The following is a 17,532-nucleotide window of genomic DNA, read 5'->3' on the forward strand; positions in this document are numbered from 1 at the left end:
TGCATGTGTGGATTGGCGGGAATGCTGTTGCCGGCACCGATGGTGCCGGCCGAGGAACTGCAGGCACAGGCCCTGGCCATGGGCCAGGCGCTGCACCATCGCGGGCCGGATGATGGTGGCACCTGGGTCGATGCCGCTGCCGGGATCGCACTGGCGCACCGCCGGCTGAGCATCCTCGATCTGTCCCCGCTGGGCCACCAGCCGATGGCATCGTCCGACGGCCGCTATGTGATGGCCTACAACGGCGAGGTCTACAACTTCGCGGCCCTGCGCGCCGAGCTGGAGCCGCTGGGCCATGCTTTCCGTGGCCACTCCGATACCGAGGTGCTGCTGGCTGCGATCCTGCAGTGGGGCCTGGAAGACACCCTGCAGCGCTGCAACGGCATGTTCGCCATCGCTATGTGGGACCGCAGCGAGCAGTGCCTCTGGCTGGCCCGCGACCGGGTCGGCAAGAAGCCGCTGTACTACGGCTGGGCCGGTGACGCGCTGGTGTTCGGCTCTGAACTGAAGGCACTGTGGCAGCATCCAGCGTTCGACAACGATATCGATCGGGATGCGTTGACGCTGCTGTTGCGGCTGGATTACATCCCGGCGCCGCACAGCATCCATCAGCGCTGCTACAAGCTGATGCCCGGCCGGGTGCTGCGGGTGGATGCGCCGATGGTTGCCGCCGGAGCCGGCGCGCACCGGCCGGAGCAGGCGCAGCGTCCGTACTGGGACGCGCGTGCGCGCATGCAGGCCGCACTGGCTGCACCCTTCCAGGGCCGCATCGAGGAGGCCGAGGAGCAGCTTGATGCCCTGCTGCGCGACGCCGTGGCGTTGCGCATGGTCGCGGACGTGCCCGTCGGCGTGTTCCTGTCCGGGGGGACCGATTCGTCGCTGGTGGCGGCGCTGATGCAGGCGCAGAGCAGGCAGCCGGTGCACAGCTTCAGCATCGGTTTCCAGGATTCAAGCCACGATGAGGCACCGCTGGCCAGGGAACTGGCCGCGCATCTGGGCTGCGACCACACCGAACTCTACGTCAGCGGGGCCGACGCACTGGCGGTGGTGCCGCAGTTGCCGACGATGTTCGACGAGCCTTTTGCCGATGCCTCGCAGGTGCCGACCGCGCTGGTGGCCCGGCTGGCAAGGCAGGGGGTGACCGTGGCCTTGTCCGGCGATGGTGGCGATGAGCTGTTCTTCGGCTACACCCGCTACGTGCGCGCGCTGCGCAACTGGCAGATGCTGGGTCGCGTGCCGGGCCCGCTGCGGCGCTGGATGGGTGCCCGCGCGCAGCAGCAGGGCGAGGCATCGCGCACGGGAGGCCTGGCGGCGCTGCTGGCCGAAACCGGCGCCCGCGGCATCGGCGATGTATACCGCAACCGCATTTCGCGCTGGCGTGACCCGGCGGCGGTGGTGCCCGGTGCGCAGCCGGCTGGCAGCTTCTATGACCTGGCCGATCCGCTGCACGGCGCGGGCACGCCGGCAGACGCGATGATGCTGGCCGATTTCGTGACCTACCTGCCTGATGACCTGCTGTGCAAGGTCGACCGCACTTCGATGGCGGTCAGCCTGGAGGCGCGTGCGCCGTTGCTGGACTGGAGGGTGGCCGAGTTCGCCTGGTCGCTTCCGCTGGGCTTCAAGCGCAGTGAAACGACCAGCAAGGTCCTGCTCAAGCGCGTGCTGGGCCGATACGTCCCGCACGCGATGGTGCACCGGCCCAAGCGTGGTTTCGGTGCGCCTGTCAGCGACTGGCTGAAGGGCGACCTGCGGCCGTGGGCCGACGATCTGCTGCAGCCTTCGCGGCTGGAACGCGAAGGCGTGCTGTCGGCGGCCGCGGTGCAGCCGCTGTGGCAGCAGTTCCTTGGCGGCCAGCGCAAGTGGCACACGCATCTGTGGAACGTGCTGATGTTCCAGGCATGGCAGGCCCACTGGCGCCAGGTCCGGGCCAGCATCAGCGGCTGACCTTCACTGCCTGGAAAGGGGGCGGTGAATAGGATGGGTTTCCCGCACCATGAGGAGTCCGTCCGATGTCCGTTCCCGCCATCGCCGTGTTTGTCGGAAGCCTGCGCCGGGAGTCATGCAACCGCAGGCTGGCCCATGCACTTGAAAAGCTTGCCGGCGACCGGGCCCGGTTCCAGTACGTGCAGATCCGCGACCTTCCCTTGTATGACCAGGATTTCGACGCCGAATACCCGCCATCGTGTGTCCGCCTGAAGGAGCAGGTGCGTGCCGCCGACGCTGTGCTGTTCGTGACACCCGAATACAACCGTTCGGTGCCGGGCGTGCTGAAGAACGCCATCGACATCGGCTCGCGCCCCTATGGCGACAGCGCATTCGCAGGCAAGCCCGCTGCGGTGATCGGTGCGTCCATCGGCCAGATCGGCACCGCGGTGGCCCAGCAGCACCTGCGCAACAGCCTGGCCTTCCTCGACATGCATGTGCTCGGCCAGCCGGAGGCGTTCATTCATTTCAAGGAAGGCCTGATCGACGCCGACGGTACGATCCACAACGACGCCACGCGGGAATTCCTGCAGGGATACGTGGACCGGTTCCTGGCGCTGATCGCCACGCACGGCCGGTAGGCCGCTGCGGGCAGTGGGATCTGCGATAATGGCAGGCTGCGGGCGTCGCACGGGCGCCCGTCGCAGGCAGTGCGACGCCTCCGCGCCATTCTGGCCAGGCTCCGGCGGATATCCCCCGTTCTTCCACGGCTTATCCACAGGCTTGTCCATGGCCGCCAGGGTCGGCGCATGCCTACACTCGTCTGGCCCCACTTTTGCAGGAAACACCGCCGCATGTCCGCCCGTCCCGGCTTCCGTTCCAACCGCAGAGACCGCGGTGATGGCTTCGAACGCGATGATTCGCGCATCGACCAGCTGCGGGTGCCACCGCATTCGGTGGAGGCCGAGCAGGCGGTGCTGGGTGGCCTGATGCTGGCACCCGAAGCGTTCGACCGGGTCAACGACCAGCTGACCGAGACCGACTTCTATCGCCGCGATCATCAGATGATCTACCGCGCGATCCGGGAGCTGTCCGAGCGTGACCGACCCTTCGATGCGGTGACGCTGGGCGAATGGTTCGAATCGCAGGGCAAGCTGGAGCTGGTAGGGGATGGCGCTTATCTGATCGAACTGGCCAGCACCACGCCGTCGGCGGCGAACATCGCGGCCTACGCCGAGATCGTACGTGACAAGGCGGTGCTGCGGCAGCTGATCCAGGTCGGTACCGACATCGTCAACGATGGTTTCCAGCCGGAAGGCCGCGACAGCAGCGAGCTGCTGGCGTCGGCGGAAAAGAGCGTGTTCGCCATTGCCGAGCAGGGCGCACGCGGGCGTACGGATTTCGTCGCCATGCCCGGCGCGCTGAAGGATGCCTTCGAGGAACTGCGCAACCGCTTCGAGAACGGCGGCAACATCACCGGCCTGCCAACCGGCTACAACGATTTCGACGCGATGACGGCCGGCCTGCAGCCGACCGACCTGATCATCCTGGCCGCACGCCCGGCGATGGGCAAGACCACCTTCGCGCTGAACATCGCCGAGTATGCGGCGATCAAGTCGAAGAAGGGCGTGGCGGTGTTCTCGATGGAAATGTCCGCATCACAGCTGGCGATGCGACTGATCTCCTCCAATGGCCGGATCAACGCGCAGCGCCTGCGTACCGGCCAGCTGGAAGACGAGGACTGGAGCCGCGTCACCAGCGCGATCAAGATGCTGAAGGAAACCAAGATCTTCATCGACGACACGCCGGGCGTATCGCCGGAAGTGCTGCGCTCCAAGTGCCGCCGCCTCAAGCGCGAGCACGACCTGGGCCTGATCGTGATTGATTACCTGCAGCTGATGAGCGTGCCCGGCAACAGCGAGAACCGCGCGACAGAAATCTCGGAGATTTCGCGTTCGCTGAAGGGCCTGGCCAAGGAGCTGAACGTGCCGGTGATCGCACTTTCCCAGCTCAACCGCTCGCTGGAAACGCGTACCGACAAGCGCCCGGTGATGGCTGACCTGCGCGAATCGGGCGCCATCGAGCAGGACGCGGACATGATCGTGTTCATCTACCGCGACGACTACTACAACAAGGAAAACTCACCGGACAAGGGCCTGGCCGAAATCATCATCGGCAAGCACCGCGGCGGCCCCACCGGCTCGTGCAAACTGAAGTTCTTCGGCGAGTACACGCGTTTCGACAATCTGGCCCACGATTCGGTCGGTTCGTTCGAGTAGGGCTGCCGGCCGCGGGCCGGCGATCTCCTTCTGTCCTGCAGGAGCCGGGCGCGTGCCCGGCTCTTTGCGTTGGTGCGAGCGCAAGGCGCGTACCTTGCCGGGCGATGGTCACATGACGTGTAACTGACATGTAACTGGGCCTTCCTACCATGCCGCCGCTGTCCTCCCACTTCCGACGCCCGTCGCTGGCGTCCAGCGCGTCCAAGGAATCCGCCTCCCATGCCGTCCCACGCTCCGCTCCGCCGCAATCTGCTGGCTCTGCTGGTCTGTGCCTCGCTGCCGTCGCTGCCGTCGCTGGCGGCCGCTGAAACCGCCCCCACCTCCGATGCACAGTCGGCGACCACCCTCGATTCGATCTCGGTGATCGGCCGCGGCGAAGCGCGCCAGGTGCAGCGTGTCACCGCCGAGGACATGAAGGTGCTGCCGCCCGGCGCGAATCCGCTCAAGCTGCTGGCCAGCAAGCCGGGCGTGCATTTCGAGTCGGGTGACGCCACCGGTGCCTACGAGTGGTCGACCAGCATCAGCCTGCGCGGCTTCAACCAGAACCGGCTTGGCTACACGCTGGATGGCATTCCGCTGGGCAACATGAGCTACGGCAACAGCAACGGCCTGCATGTCAGCCGCGCGGTCATCAGCGAGAACCTGGGCGGTGCGGAAGTCTCCACCGGCATCGGCGCGCTGGGGACGCCGTCCACCAGCAACCTGGGGGGCGTGTTCCAGTTCTATTCGATCGATCCTTCTACCGAGTACGGCGTGGTGCTGGCGCAGGGCTTCGGCAGCGACAACGCGCGGCGCAGCTATGCCCGCCTGGAGACCGGCGAGCACCAAGGGTTTGCGGCGTACCTGTCCGGCGTGTACTCCGAAGGCGACAAGTGGAAGGGCAAGGGCTCGCAGGAGCTCAAGCAGTTCAACGGCAAGGCCGTTTACAACTTCGGCGTGGACAGCAGGATCACCGCGCTGTTCAACGCATCACGCCGGGTCGAGGCGGACTACCAGGATCTGTCGCTGGAGATGATCGACCGCCTGGGCTGGAACTGGGACAACTACGCGCCGGACTGGGACCGCGCGCTGGCCGCGGCACGCGGGCAGTTCAGTGGCGGCGTCAACAGCCCCTGGGATGCGTACTACTCCGGTCATGGCCTGCGCAACGACGATATCTCCAGCGTCGCCGGCGACTTCGGCCTCAACGAAGCGATGCGCCTGAAGGTCAATGTCTACAATCACAGCAACCGCGGGCAGGGCCACTGGTTCAGTCCGTCCAATCCCTCCAATCCGGGCACCGCGCGCGAGATTCCGATCTCGATCCGCACCACCGAGTACGCGATCGACCGTACCGGCGTGACCTCCGCGTTCACCTGGAACGTCGGCGGGCACGAGCTGGAAGCCGGCCTGTGGTACGAGGACAACGGCCACAGCGTGCAGCGCAACTTCTACTACATCGATGGCCCGATCACCGATGACTTCTTCCTGCGCAATCCGGACCAGCGCGTGTGGCGCCAGCTCTACACCACCATCACCCGCCAGTTCTATGTGCAGGACCGCTTCCGCCTGTTCGACGACCGCCTGACGGTGGACATCGGCGCGAAGTCGCCGCACACCCGCACCCGCGTCCGCACGCCGCTGGGCAGCTATGCCAACAACAGCAGCCTGACCTCCAGCAAGGGACTGCTGCCGCAGGCCGGCTTCAATTTCAAGCTCAACGAAGGCAATGAAATCTTCGGTTCGTTCGCCAGGAACATCGCCGCCTATGCGCTGGGCGTGGGCAGTCCGTTCAACGTGCCGCAGCAGGCCTTCGATGCCAGTGCACGCAACCTCAAGCCGGAGCAGTCGCGCACGATCGAACTGGGCTGGCGCGGGTACGGGCAGGGGTATGAGGCGTCGGTCGCGGTGTACGACGTGAAGTTCGACAACCGCCTGCTTGCCATCGCCCAGTGCGTGGGCATCCTCGGCTGCCCTGCGTTGTTCTCCAACGTCGGTTCGGTGACCAGCCGCGGTGCCGAGGCGACCCTGCAGCTGAAGCCGGTGCAGGACGTCACCTGGTCCAACGCGCTGTCGTGGAACGACAGCACCTACGACGACGACTACGTCAACAACGGGGTGGTACCGACCCGCGGCAGGAAGACCGTGGATACGCCGGAATGGATGTTCGCCAGCACCCTGGCCTGGACGCCGGGCCCGTGGGACCTGCGCCTGTCCGCCAACCATGTCGGCAAGCGCTACGTGACCTATACCAATGACCTGTCGGTTCCCAGCTACTGGCTGGTCAACGCCTCGGTGGCTTACGATTTCGGCTCCCTGGGGCCCGCGCAGAACCTGACAGTGGCAGTGAACCTGACCAACCTGGCGGACAAGCGTTACCTGTCTTCGATCAACACCAACGGCACCTATGCCGCAGATCCCACGCGCAGCCTCGCGACCATGCAGGTGGGTGCGCCGCGGCAGGTGATGGCGACGGCGACCGTGCGCTTCTGATGCAGCGGCCCATGGATCCGGAGCACCGTCGTCGCCTGCTGCGCATGGCGTGGCAGGGTACGGGGGCGGCGATCGCACTGGCGGCGATGCCGGGGCTGGCTGCGGCAGGCCCACGGCCGCGTCTGGGCCGCGATCCGTTCACCCTCGGCGTCGCCGCTGGCGATCCGGATCCGCAGGGGGCTGTGCTGTGGACACGGCTCGCCCCCGATCCGCTCAACGGCGGTGGCATGCCGTCGCGGGCGGTGCCGGTGCGCTGGTTCGTGGCTGAAGATCCCGGCATGCGCCGTCCGGTGCAGCGTGGCGTCGCCGCAGCGGTGCCCGAGCTGGCGCATTCGGTGCACGTGGAGATCAATGGCCTTCGTCCCGGCCGTGACTATTACTACCGTTTTGCCTGCGACGGTGATGAGGAAAGCACGGTTGGCCACTTCCGCACCGCGCCGCTGCCGGACGCGCAGCTGCAGCAGCTGCGCCTGGCCCTGTGCACCTGCCAGGCCTGGAACAGCGGCTACTACCCGGTACTGCGTGATATCGCGCGGAGCGATGTCGACCTGGTGCTGCATGCCGGCGACTATCTGTACGAGTACAGTCCACTGCAGAACGCACGCGGCCGCACACTGGATGCGGAGCGATTCAGCGGCGAGACCGTCAGTCTGCAGCGTTATCGCGACCAGTACGCGCTGTACAAGCTCGATCCGGACCTGCAGGCAGCGCACGCGGCGCACGCCTTTGCGGTGATCTGGGATGACCATGAGGTGCAGAACGACTATTCCGGCGTCCATCCTGAAAAGGACAGCGTGCCGGTGGAGGACTTCATCGTCCGGCGGGCCGCTGCCTATCGCGCCTTCTACGAGCACCTGCCCATGCGCAGCACTCCGGCCGGCAATGGTGGCCTGCGGGTGCACCGGCGCCTGCGCTACGGCGACCTCGCGCAGCTGAGCCTGCTCGATTGCCGCCAGTTCCGTCCGGCCAACCCCTGCGGCGTGGGCGAGTCACCGCGCTGCGAGGCGGCACTGGACCCGCGCATGAGCATGCTCGGGTCCGGCCAGGAGGCGTGGTTCGCACAGTCGATGGCGGCCGCGCGGGGCACGCGCTGGAATGTGGTGGTGCAGCAGCTGCTGGTGGCGCAGCTGCGGCTGGACGGCGGCACCCCGCGCGAGCGGTTCTGGAACGATGCCTGGGATGGGTATCCTGCCGCGCGCAACCGGTTGCTGCAGGCGCTGCAGGCGGGCGGGCAGGGCAATGCGATCGTGCTGGGAGGCGACTGGCATTCCACCTTCGTCAACGATCTGAAGCTGGACTTCGATGCGGCTGATGCTCCCGTGGTGGCCACCGAGTTCATCGCCCCCGCCATCAGCAGTGGCGGAGACGACACACCGTATGGCCCTTACTACGGACCGTCGATTCCCCTGAATCCGCACATCCGCTATTTCGACGGCGACCGCCGTGGCTGGTGGAAGCTGCAGCTCAACCGGCAGGCCGTGGATGCGGAACTGCGCTTGGCCGACAGCGTGCTGCGTACCGATGCCGCGGTGCGGACCGCCGCGCGTTTCCAGGTCGCCCACGGCCGCCCGGGGGCGGTGCAGGTATAGCGGCTGCGTTCCGGGTTTCATCGCGCCCTGCCGGGTTTCGTCGCAAACCGTTTGCTCCCTCCGGGGCAGGGCGGCACTGTGGTCGCAGGCGGCAAGGGGCCGCTGCAAGGAGACCGTGATGAAGACCCTGTTCGCGCTGGGCGTGTGGTGCCTGCTGTTCGTGCTGTGCTGGCCGTTGGCGATCCTTGCCCTGATCGCCTGGCCGTTCGTGTGGCTGCTGAGCCTGCCGTTCCGCCTGGTCGGCATCACGTTCTCGGCGCTGTTCGCTTTCCTGCGCGCGCTGTTCATGCTGCCGGCACGCCTGCTGGGTGGCGGCCGCGGTCCGGTGGCTGCGTGATGACGCCGGCCATCGCGGTACTGGTATTGGCGCTCGCGGCGCCGGCCCCTGCCACGCCCGCGACACCGCCCTCCGCCTGGCTGGAACGCCAGCAGACCGCCGCTGCCGACGAAGCGGATGCTGCGGCGGCCAAGCTCGCCAAGCCTGACAGGCCCAAGGAACGCTGCAGGGTGGTGAAGGAATGGAAGGTGGGTGAAACCGTGGTGCAGCATCGCATCTGTGACGATGCACCGGAGCCGCCTGCTGGAAAGGTGTAGCGCCGGGCCCATGCTCGGCTCCACATCAGAAGGCCAAACAAAAAAACCCCGCCGAGGCGGGGTTTTCCTGTCATGCCACCGGGCCGATCAATTGGCCTTGTGGATGGCGCGCTTGCTGACCGCCATCGCCGCGTCGTGGACCACTTCCGACAGCGACGGGTGGGCGTGGCAGATACGGGCCAGATCATCGGCCGAACCGCTGAACTCCATGGTCAGCACGCCTTCGTGCACCAGCTCGGACACGTTGGCGCCGACCAGGTGCATGCCGAGGATGCGATCAGTCTCGGCATGGGCCAGGATCTTCACGAAACCTGCCGGCTCGATCATTGCCACGGCACGGCCGTTGGCGGCGAACGGGAAGCTACCGGCCTTGTACGGGATGCCTTCGGCCTTCAGCTGTGCTTCGGTCTTGCCCACCCAGGCCAGTTCCGGCTCGGTGTAGATGACCCACGGAATCGTGTCGAAGTTGACGTGACCCGGCAGGCCGGCGATCAGTTCGGCCACGGCGATGCCTTCCTCGAAGCCCTTGTGCGCCAGCATCGGGCCGCGCACGCAGTCGCCCACCGCCCAGACGCCATCGACGCCGGTGTGGCAATGCGCATCGACTTCGATCTGGCCACGCTCGTTGACCTTCACGCCGGTGCCTTCGGCCAGCAGGCCCTTGGTGGCAGCGCGACGGCCGACGGCCACCAGCAGCTTGTCCACGGTCAGGGTCTTCTCGCCTTCGCTGTCGGTGTAGGTGACAACGACTTCCTTCTTCTTGCCCTTGCCGGTGATCTCGGTCTTGGAGACCTTGGCGCCCAGGCGGATGTCCAGGCCCTGCTTCTTGAATTCCTTGGCCGCGGTCTTGGCGACTTCGGCGTCGGCGACGGCCAGGAACTCCGGCAGCGCCTCGAGGATGGTGACTTCAGCGCCCAGGCGCTTCCACACGCTGCCCAGCTCCAGACCGATCACGCCGGCGCCGATCACCGCCAGGCGGTTCGGCACTTCGGTGAAGTCCAGGCCGCCGACGTTGTCGACGATGGTCTCGCCGTCGAACTTGGCGAACGGCAGTTCGATCGAATCCGAACCGGCGGCGATGATGACGTTGGTGCCCTTCAGCTCGACTTCCGAGCCGTCGTGCTGCTTCACCTTGACCACGTTGCCCGGCTGCAGTTCGCCGAAGCCGTAGTAGGTGGCGACCTTGTTGGCCTTGAACAGCATGGCGATGCCGCCGGTGAACTGCTTGACGATCTTGTCCTTGCGGCCAACCATCGCCTCGACGTCCATCTTGGCGTCCTTGAAGCTGATGCCGTGGTCGCCAAAGATGTGGCTCATGTTCCAGAACTGGCGCGAGGAATCCAGCAGCGCCTTGGACGGGATGCAGCCCACGCGCAGGCAGGTGCCGCCCAGCGCCGGCTTGCCATCCTTGCCCAGCGCTGCGTCGATGCAGGCGGTCTTCAGGCCCAGCTGGGCCGCGCGGATGGCAGCGTGGTAACCGGCCGGGCCCGCACCGATGACGACGACGTCGAATTGTTCAGCCATTGAATTAGTCCTTGATGCTTTACCGGAACCCCCTTCCGCGCGGGCGCGGAAGAGGGCGGGAGGTCTTACAGGCCGAACAGCATGCGGCCCGGGTTTTCCAGCTGGTTCTTGATGTCCACCAGGAACTGCACCGAGTCCTTGCCGTCGATGATGCGGTGGTCGTAGGACAGCGCCAGGTACATCATCGGCGCGATCACGACCTGGCCGTTCTGGGCGATCGGACGCTCCTTGATGGCGTGCATGCCCAGGATGGCGCTCTGCGGCGGGTTGATGATCGGCGTGGACAGCAGCGAGCCGAAGGTGCCGCCGTTGGTCACGGTGAAGGTGCCGCCCTGCAGTTCTTCCAGGCTCAGCTTGCCGTCACGGGCCTTCTTGGCGTAGTCGGCGATGGTCTTCTCGATGTCGGCGAACGACATGCGCTCGACGTTGCGCAGCACCGGGGTCACGAGGCCCTTCTCGGTCGACACGGCGATGGAGATGTCCGAGTAGCCGTGGTAGATGATGTCGTCACCATCGATCGACGCGTTGACCAGCGGGAAGCGCTGCAGCGCGTTGGCGGCGGCCTTCACGAAGAAGCTCATGAAGCCCAGCTTGATGCCGTGGGCCTTGACGAACTCGTCCTGCAGTTCCTTGCGCGCGGCCGACACCTTGGACAGGTCGACTTCGTTGAAGGTGGTCAGCATGGCGGTGGAGTTCTTGGACTCCATCAGGCGTTCGGCGATGCGCTTGCGGATGCGGGTCATCGGCACGCGTTCTTCCGGACGTGCGCCACCGGCCTTGCCGGCGCCGCCATTGCGGGCGAAGTTGACGATGTCTTCCTTGGTCACCGCGCCGCGACGGCCGGTGCCGTCCACGTCGGCCGGGTTCACGCCCTCGGTGATGGCGGTGAAGCGGGCACCCGGCGGCAGCGCATCGGCGGCCGACTTGGCTGCCGGGGCCGGAGCCGCGGCGGGAGCCGGAGCAGCGGCTGCGGCCGGAGCCGGGGCATCGGCCTTCTTCTCTTCAGCGGCCGGAGCCGGGGCAGCCGCCACGGCGCCTTCCTCGATGATCGCCACGACCTGGCTGGAGGTCACGGTGGCGCCCACGTCGAACTTGATCTCCTTCAGCACGCCATCGACCGGCGACGGCACTTCCAGGACGACCTTGTCGGTTTCCAGGTCAAGCAGGTTTTCGTCGCGCTTGACGGCGTCGCCCACCTTCTTGTGCCAGGTGGCGATGGTGCCGTCGGCGACGGATTCGGGCAGTACCGGGGCTTTGACTTCGGTGGCCATGCGGGAGCTTCCTGGTTTGTCTTCTAAATAAGGGGGAGGAGAGTTATTCAGCGACCTGGTCGTTGAACGGGTTGACCAATGCGTCGGCAATCAGCTGCTGCTGCTCGCGGACATGGTCAGCCATGTGACCGGCAGCCGGCGACGCCGAACGTGCGCGACCGGCGTAATGCAGGTTCTGGCCCTCGGCCAGGCAGAACTGCAGGTGGTGGCGGATCTGGTACCACGCGCCCTGGTTCTGCGGTTCTTCCTGCGTCCACACCACGTCGGTGGCCTTGCCGTACTTCTTCAGTTCGGCAGCCAGCAGCGCACGCGGGAACGGATACAGCTGCTCCACGCGGATGATCGCAACGTCGTCCTGGCCACGCTTGGTCTGGTCTTCCAGCAGGTCGTAGTAGACCTTGCCCGAGCACAGCACCACGCGCTTGACCTTCTTGGCGTCGGCATTGGAATCGCCGATCAGGTGCTGGAACTCGCCGTTGGCCAGCTCGTCCAGGGTCGACACCGCCAGCTTGTGGCGCAGCAGCGACTTCGGCGACATCACCACCAGCGGCTTGCGGGTGGTCATGTGCAGCTGGCGACGCAGCATGTGGAAGGCCTGGGCCGGGGTCGACGGCACGACCACCAGCATGTTCTCCAGCGCGCACAGCTGCAGGAAGCGCTCCAGGCGCGCCGAGCTGTGTTCCGGGCCTTGCCCTTCATAGCCATGCGGCAGCAGCAGGGTCAGGCCGGAAATGCGGCCCCACTTGGCTTCACCGGCGGCGATGAACTGATCGATCACCACCTGGGCGCCGTTGGCGAAGTCGCCGAACTGGCCTTCCCAGATGCACAGCGTGTTCGGATCGGTGGTGGAGAAGCCGTACTCGTAGGCCATCACCGCTTCTTCGCTCAGCAGCGAATCGATGACGGTGGCCTTCTCCGGCGAATCCACCAGCTGCCGCAGCGGCATGTAGTAGTTGTCGGTCTTCTGGTCGTGCAGGATCGCATGGCGGTGCGTGAACGTACCGCGGCCGACGTCCTGGCCGACCAGGCGCAGTGCATGGCCTTCGTCCAGCAGGGTGGCGTAGGCCAGGTTTTCGGCAAAGCCCCAGTCGCCCGGAATCTCGCCAGCGGCCATCTTGCGGCGGTCGTCGTAGACCTTGGCCACGCGCGAGTGCAGCTGCACTTCGTCCGGGATGGTGTTGATCAGCTTGGCCAGCTCGACCAGCTTGTTCTTCTCGACCTTGGTCGAGACCGGGTCGGACAGCTTGCCTTCCAGCAGCTTCGGCCAATCAACGAACAGCGGGCTGCTCGGCGGAGTCTTCTCGACCTTGGCCAGTTCGGTGGTCACTTCGCCGGCGTCCAGCTTCTCGCGGTAGGCATCGACCATCGCCTTGCCGGCGCCGGCGGCGATCACGCCCGCCTTTTCCAGCTGCTCGGCATACATCTCGCGGGTGGTCGGGTGCTTGCGGATCACCTGGTACATCAGCGGCTGGGTGATCGCCGGCTCGTCGGCCTCGTTGTGGCCCCAACGGCGGTAGCACATCAGGTCGATGACCACGTCCTTGGCAAACTTCTGGCGGAACTCGAACGCCAGCTGCGCGGCGAACACCACCGCTTCCGGGTCATCTCCGTTCACGTGCAGCACCGGTGCGGCAATCATCTTCGCCACGTCGGTGGCATAGCGCGTGGAGCGCGTATCCAGCGGATTGGAGGTGGTGAAGCCGACCTGGTTGTTGACCACGATGTGCACGGTGCCGCCGACGGCGAAGCCGCGGGCCTGCGACATCTGGAACAGTTCCATGACCACGCCCTGGCCGGAGAAGGCCGCGTCGCCGTGGATCAGGATCGGCATGACCTGCTTGCGGGCGGTGTCCTTGCGGCGCTCCTGGCGCGAACGCACGGAACCGGCCACGACCGGGTCGGCGATTTCAAGGTGCGACGGGTTGAACGCCAGCGCCAGGTGGACCGGGCCACCCTCGGTGGCCACGTCGGCGGAGAAGCCCATGTGGTACTTCACGTCGCCGGCCGAGGCGTGCTCGTCGTGCTCGAACTTGCCTTCGAACTCGTCGAACAGCTTGCGCGGGTTCTTGCCCAGGGTGTTGACCAGCACGTTCAGGCGGCCGCGGTGGGCCATGCCGATCACCACGTCCTTGACGCCGTCCTTGCCGGCGCTGCGGATGATGGTGTCCATCATCGGGATCAGCGCATCGCCGCCTTCCAGCGAGAAGCGCTTCTGGCCGACGTACTTGGTGTGCAGGTAGCGCTCCAGGCCTTCGGCCGCGGTCAGGCGCTCCAGGGTGCGGCGCTGGGTGTCAGCGTCCAGCTGGTAGTTGCCGCCGGCCAGTTCCAGCTTCTTGTAGATCCACTGGCGCTGCTCGACCTCGGCGATGTGCATGAACTCCGCACCGATCGAACCGGTGTAGGTCGCCTTAAGGCGCGCCAGCAGATCGCGCAGCTTCATGCGCGGCTGGCCGCCGACGCCACCGGTGCTGAACTCGCTGTTGAGGTCGGCATCGGACAGGCTGTGGAACGGCAGGCCCAGGTCCGGCGTATTGACCGGCGCAGCCAGGCCCAGCGGGTCCAGGCGGGCGTCCAGGTGGCCGCGCGAACGGTAGGCGGTGATCAGACGACCGACATTGCGCTCACGCTCGTCGCCCGCACCTGCGCCGGTGCCGGCCTTCAGCGCATCCTTGGCCGCGTCCGCGATGTGGGAAATGACGGCCGAGTGCGGAATGTCACCTGCTTCGCGGCCCTTGAAGCCGTCGAAGTAGGTCTTCCATTTGGGATCGACACTGTCCGGGGAGACGAGGTACTGCTCGTACAGGTCCTCGACATAGGAGGCGTTGCCGCCGGCGAGTTGCGAAGATTGCGCAAACTGCTTCAGTAGATTGTCCACGATGGAGGGTGTTGATTCGCTTTGTGGGGTATGGCTTAAGAAGGACCCGGCAGGAAGATGAATAGCCCTGCGCAGGCGCGTTCAAACAGCCAAATTGTACCCCCATCCGGACACGAAGGGGCATCGCGGAGGCCATCGTGCGTCCCCCGGTGCCGCTTCCAGACAGGTTGAACCCGACCGTCGCGCTCAGAGGCCGAGCGCGCGGAGTTCGCTGCAATCGCGCGAACGGTCCCAGACGCGCTGCAATTGCTGCTCGAACTGCCGCGAACGTGCCGGCAGCGCGGTGCCGGCCTCGCCGTCGAGGCGATGGCCGATCAGACGAAAGTAGAAGTCGCCCCTGTCATTGATCAGGCAGGCGGACGCCAGTGCCCGGTCGACCGGATCGGCCACCTCGCGGAACAGGATCACGCTGGGCAGCCGCTGTGCCATCGCCAGCAGCGGCGCGCCGGCACGGCCAATGGCTGCCGCGTCATGCACGATCACCCGCAGCTGCTTGTCGTGGCGGCCGCTGGCGAAGCGGCGCAGGGCGGCCTGTACCGGGCCGGCAGCGAGCAGGCCCGGGTCCAGCAGGTGGCTGTGCAGCCACACCTGGCGACGGGCACGGTGGAGGATGGCGGTGGTGGCGGCGACGGCCTCGGCGTGGCTGTTGATCGCGCTGGCCGCGTCCAGCCGGCGGCGCATCTGCTGGTGCCCCAGGCCGGCCTCCTCGAAGACCTCGCCCTCAGGCAGGAAGCCCTGCCGCGCGTAGAAGTCGCGGGCGGGCAGCTGTGCGTGCAGATGCAGCTCGGCCAGGCCGAGGCCATGGCCGGCCTCGACCAGGGCCTCGAGCAGGGCTTCACCGATGCCCTGGCTGCGGTGGCTCGCCAGCACTGCCATGCGGCCGACGCGACCATCAGGTGTGAGCCGACCAGTGCCGACCGGCGTGCCGTCGGCATCCAGCGCCAGTACATGGGCGCTGACCGGGTCCATCGCGTCGCGCTCCAGTTCGCTGGCAATGCCCTGTTCCTGCACGAACACCTGCTGGCGCACAGCGTGGATGGCGCCATGCGCATCGGCATGACCGACCTGATGGACGCGGATCGAGGGCATGACTCAGGCGCGACCGGCGTCGCTGTCGTCTTCTTCGTCGTCTTCGAAGTTGACGATGACCTCGATGCCATCGTCATGCACGGTCACCACGTGGACATCGTCGGACACTGCGTCGTCATCGATCACCTCCACCTGGTCGCGGCCTTCGACCACCTCACCGAGGACGCCTTCATCCTCGCCCTCGTCGTCGGCGCCATACAGCTCGCTGGGGTCGATCAGCTGGAACACGCCGCCGACCAGCAGCTGCTGGACCACCGCGCGGCCCTTGTCCGACAGTCCGCGATAGGCGGCCGCGTCGAGCTGCTCGGCACCGGCCAGGCGCTGCGCATCCTTCACCGGCAGCGCGAAGTCCTGGCCGCTGACGTACAGGCTGGCGCCCCGCTTGGCCCGCCGCCAGGCCAGGCGGGCCCAGGGGTGGCGTTGCAGCAGAAGGCCGGACTGCAGGGCGGCGACCACCTCTTCCTGTTCCGGCGCGGCCTGGTGGGCCATCACTTCGCCGGCGGCGCGGTAGGTGGTGATGAAGCGGCCGAACCAGTCGCCCAGCTTGTCCGGGTCGTTCATGCGGATGGCGTTGAGGGCGGTGATCACCCGCGCCATCGCCACCGTGTCGATCTCGTTCGGATCGGCCGGCAGCTTCAGGTCGGGGTCCTGGTAGCGGATGTTCTCGTCGGCATCGGCGATCAGGGTGTCCAGGTAGTCACTGATGAGTTCGGCCGAGGACGGCGCGCGCATGCCGAAGGAGAACGTCAGGCAGGGGTCTTCGGCGACGCCGTGGTGTGGCACGTTCGGCGGCAGATAGAGCATGTCGCCGGGCGCCAGCACCCAGTCGTGGGTGGGCTTGAACACCTCCAGCAGCTTCAGTTCCACGTCCGGACGGAACCCCAGCGGTGGGCGCCGGCCCTTGATCGACTCGCTGGCGTCGATCTGCCAGCGACGATGGCCCTGGGCCTGCAGCAGGAACACGTCGTACTGGTCGACGTGGGCACCGACCGAGCCGCCGGTGGCGGCGAAGCTGATCATGACGTCGTCCATGCGCCAGCGCGGCAGGAAGCGGAATTGCTCGATCAGCGCGCGTACGTCCGGGTCCCACTTGTCCACGTCCTGCACCAGCAGGGTCCAGTCGTGGTCGGGCAGGGCGGGGAACACGTCTTCCTGGAACGGGCCGGTACGTACGCGCCAGCCGTCCTGGCGCTTGTCGTGCTCGATCAGGCGTGCCAGCACGCCTTCTTCGCAGGCCAGCCCGGCCAGGTCTTCCGGCTGCACCGGAGACTGGAAATCAGCGAAGGCGTTGCGGATCAGCAGCGGACGCTTCTGCCAGAAATCGCGCAGGAACACGGCCGGGGACATGCCCAGCGGCTGGCCGGGACGGGCGGTGACTTCGATGAGCGGGGCGGAGGACTTGCGGGCGGCCATGGGGGAATCCTTGCAGCGGAAAGCGGGAGGGCGGCGCGGCGTGCCGCCAAGGCGTCCATTGTCCGACGTTCGTTGGGATTGCGCACGTGCGGTGGTTTGTCGCGGGGTGTCCGGCCAACGGCGGAGCCCCTCGTGGTGGGGTCCGGGTTGGTCGCTGAAAGCCAACGCCGTGCTTGGCCGGGCGGGTGGGCTGCGCGGGGGACGCTGCAAGTACGTCCCTGTAAGCTTGGCCGCCGCATCCATGCGGCGGACACCCCCGCGCAGCCCACCCGCCCGGCCCCTGACAGTTTCCTGCGGGGTCCGCCACGGAATGGAAGAAGAAAATCAAAGGCAACAGCGGCTCGCGCGCTGCGCTTGCCCGGCCCTGCAGAATCCAAAAAACCAAAGAGGGACGCGGCAAAGCCGCGTCCCTCCTTCACATTCCGTCCCGACAACAAATGCTCTTCGATCCGTCACCGGGATGCTGTCAGAGGTGGGGCGGATTGGGTTCGCGGGGGTGTCCG

Annotated in this window: 12 protein-coding genes; 7 read left to right on the top strand and 5 right to left on the bottom strand. The window is 66.6% G+C overall.

What is annotated here, in order from left to right:
* Positions 1–3 precede the first annotated feature (3 nt).
* The 7 genes from asnB to N7367_RS14085 all read left to right on the top strand — a co-directional run bounded on the left by asnB (position 4) and on the right by N7367_RS14085 (position 8,857).
* The gene (gene asnB, locus N7367_RS14055) at positions 4–1,944 is read left to right on the top strand and encodes an asparagine synthase (glutamine-hydrolyzing) (protein ID WP_279942609.1); all 1,941 of its coding nucleotides are present in this window, start codon (positions 4–6) and stop codon (positions 1,942–1,944) included.
* 65 nt (positions 1,945–2,009) lie between these two features.
* Positions 2,010–2,564, top strand: coding sequence for an NAD(P)H-dependent oxidoreductase (locus tag N7367_RS14060; protein WP_279942610.1), 555 nt, complete (start codon positions 2,010–2,012; stop codon positions 2,562–2,564).
* A 213-nt stretch (positions 2,565–2,777) separates the two neighbouring features.
* Positions 2,778–4,202 carry a replicative DNA helicase gene (locus N7367_RS14065; RefSeq protein ID WP_053515359.1) on the top strand — a complete coding sequence of 475 codons (1,425 nt, stop codon included), beginning with the start codon at positions 2,778–2,780 and terminating at the stop codon, positions 4,200–4,202.
* 219 nt (positions 4,203–4,421) lie between these two features.
* The gene (locus N7367_RS14070) at positions 4,422–6,674 is read left to right on the top strand and encodes a TonB-dependent receptor (RefSeq protein WP_279942611.1); all 2,253 of its coding nucleotides are present in this window, start codon (positions 4,422–4,424) and stop codon (positions 6,672–6,674) included.
* Complete coding sequence (locus N7367_RS14075) at positions 6,674–8,263, top strand: alkaline phosphatase D family protein (RefSeq protein WP_345781899.1); 1,590 nt, start codon at positions 6,674–6,676, stop codon at positions 8,261–8,263. The genes N7367_RS14070 and N7367_RS14075 overlap by 1 nt, the downstream gene beginning before the upstream one ends.
* A 118-nt stretch (positions 8,264–8,381) precedes the next feature.
* Positions 8,382–8,600, top strand: a complete 219-nt coding sequence (locus N7367_RS14080) for a hypothetical protein (RefSeq protein ID WP_053515365.1) — start codon at positions 8,382–8,384, stop codon at positions 8,598–8,600.
* Complete coding sequence (locus N7367_RS14085; protein ID WP_065175461.1) at positions 8,600–8,857, top strand: hypothetical protein; 258 nt, start codon at positions 8,600–8,602, stop codon at positions 8,855–8,857. The genes N7367_RS14080 and N7367_RS14085 overlap by 1 nt, the downstream gene beginning before the upstream one ends.
* An 87-nt stretch (positions 8,858–8,944) precedes the next feature.
* Here N7367_RS14085 and lpdA read toward each other — a convergent pair whose 3' ends face one another.
* From lpdA to N7367_RS14110, 5 genes are all read right to left on the bottom strand, one after another.
* Complete coding sequence (lpdA, locus tag N7367_RS14090; protein ID WP_053515369.1) at positions 8,945–10,381, bottom strand: dihydrolipoyl dehydrogenase; 1,437 nt, start codon at positions 10,379–10,381, stop codon at positions 8,945–8,947.
* Positions 10,382–10,446: 65 nt separating this feature from the next.
* Positions 10,447–11,652, bottom strand: coding sequence for a dihydrolipoyllysine-residue succinyltransferase (gene sucB, locus N7367_RS14095; RefSeq protein WP_065175459.1), 1,206 nt, complete (start codon positions 11,650–11,652; stop codon positions 10,447–10,449).
* A gap of 43 nt (positions 11,653–11,695) precedes the next feature.
* A complete protein-coding gene (locus N7367_RS14100) occupies positions 11,696–14,527 on the bottom strand; it encodes a 2-oxoglutarate dehydrogenase E1 component (RefSeq protein ID WP_279942613.1) in 2,832 nt (943 codons plus the stop codon).
* Positions 14,528–14,713: 186 nt separating this feature from the next.
* Complete coding sequence (locus N7367_RS14105) at positions 14,714–15,616, bottom strand: GNAT family N-acetyltransferase (protein WP_279942614.1); 903 nt, start codon at positions 15,614–15,616, stop codon at positions 14,714–14,716.
* Positions 15,617–15,619: 3 nt separating this feature from the next.
* The gene (locus N7367_RS14110; RefSeq protein ID WP_279942615.1) at positions 15,620–17,029 is read right to left on the bottom strand and encodes a cupin domain-containing protein; all 1,410 of its coding nucleotides are present in this window, start codon (positions 17,027–17,029) and stop codon (positions 15,620–15,622) included.
* Positions 17,030–17,532: the final 503 nt, after the last annotated feature.

It is taken from the genome of Stenotrophomonas sp. GD04145 (assembly GCF_029835135.1).
Lineage (GTDB): Bacteria > Pseudomonadota > Gammaproteobacteria > Xanthomonadales > Xanthomonadaceae > Stenotrophomonas > Stenotrophomonas maltophilia_P.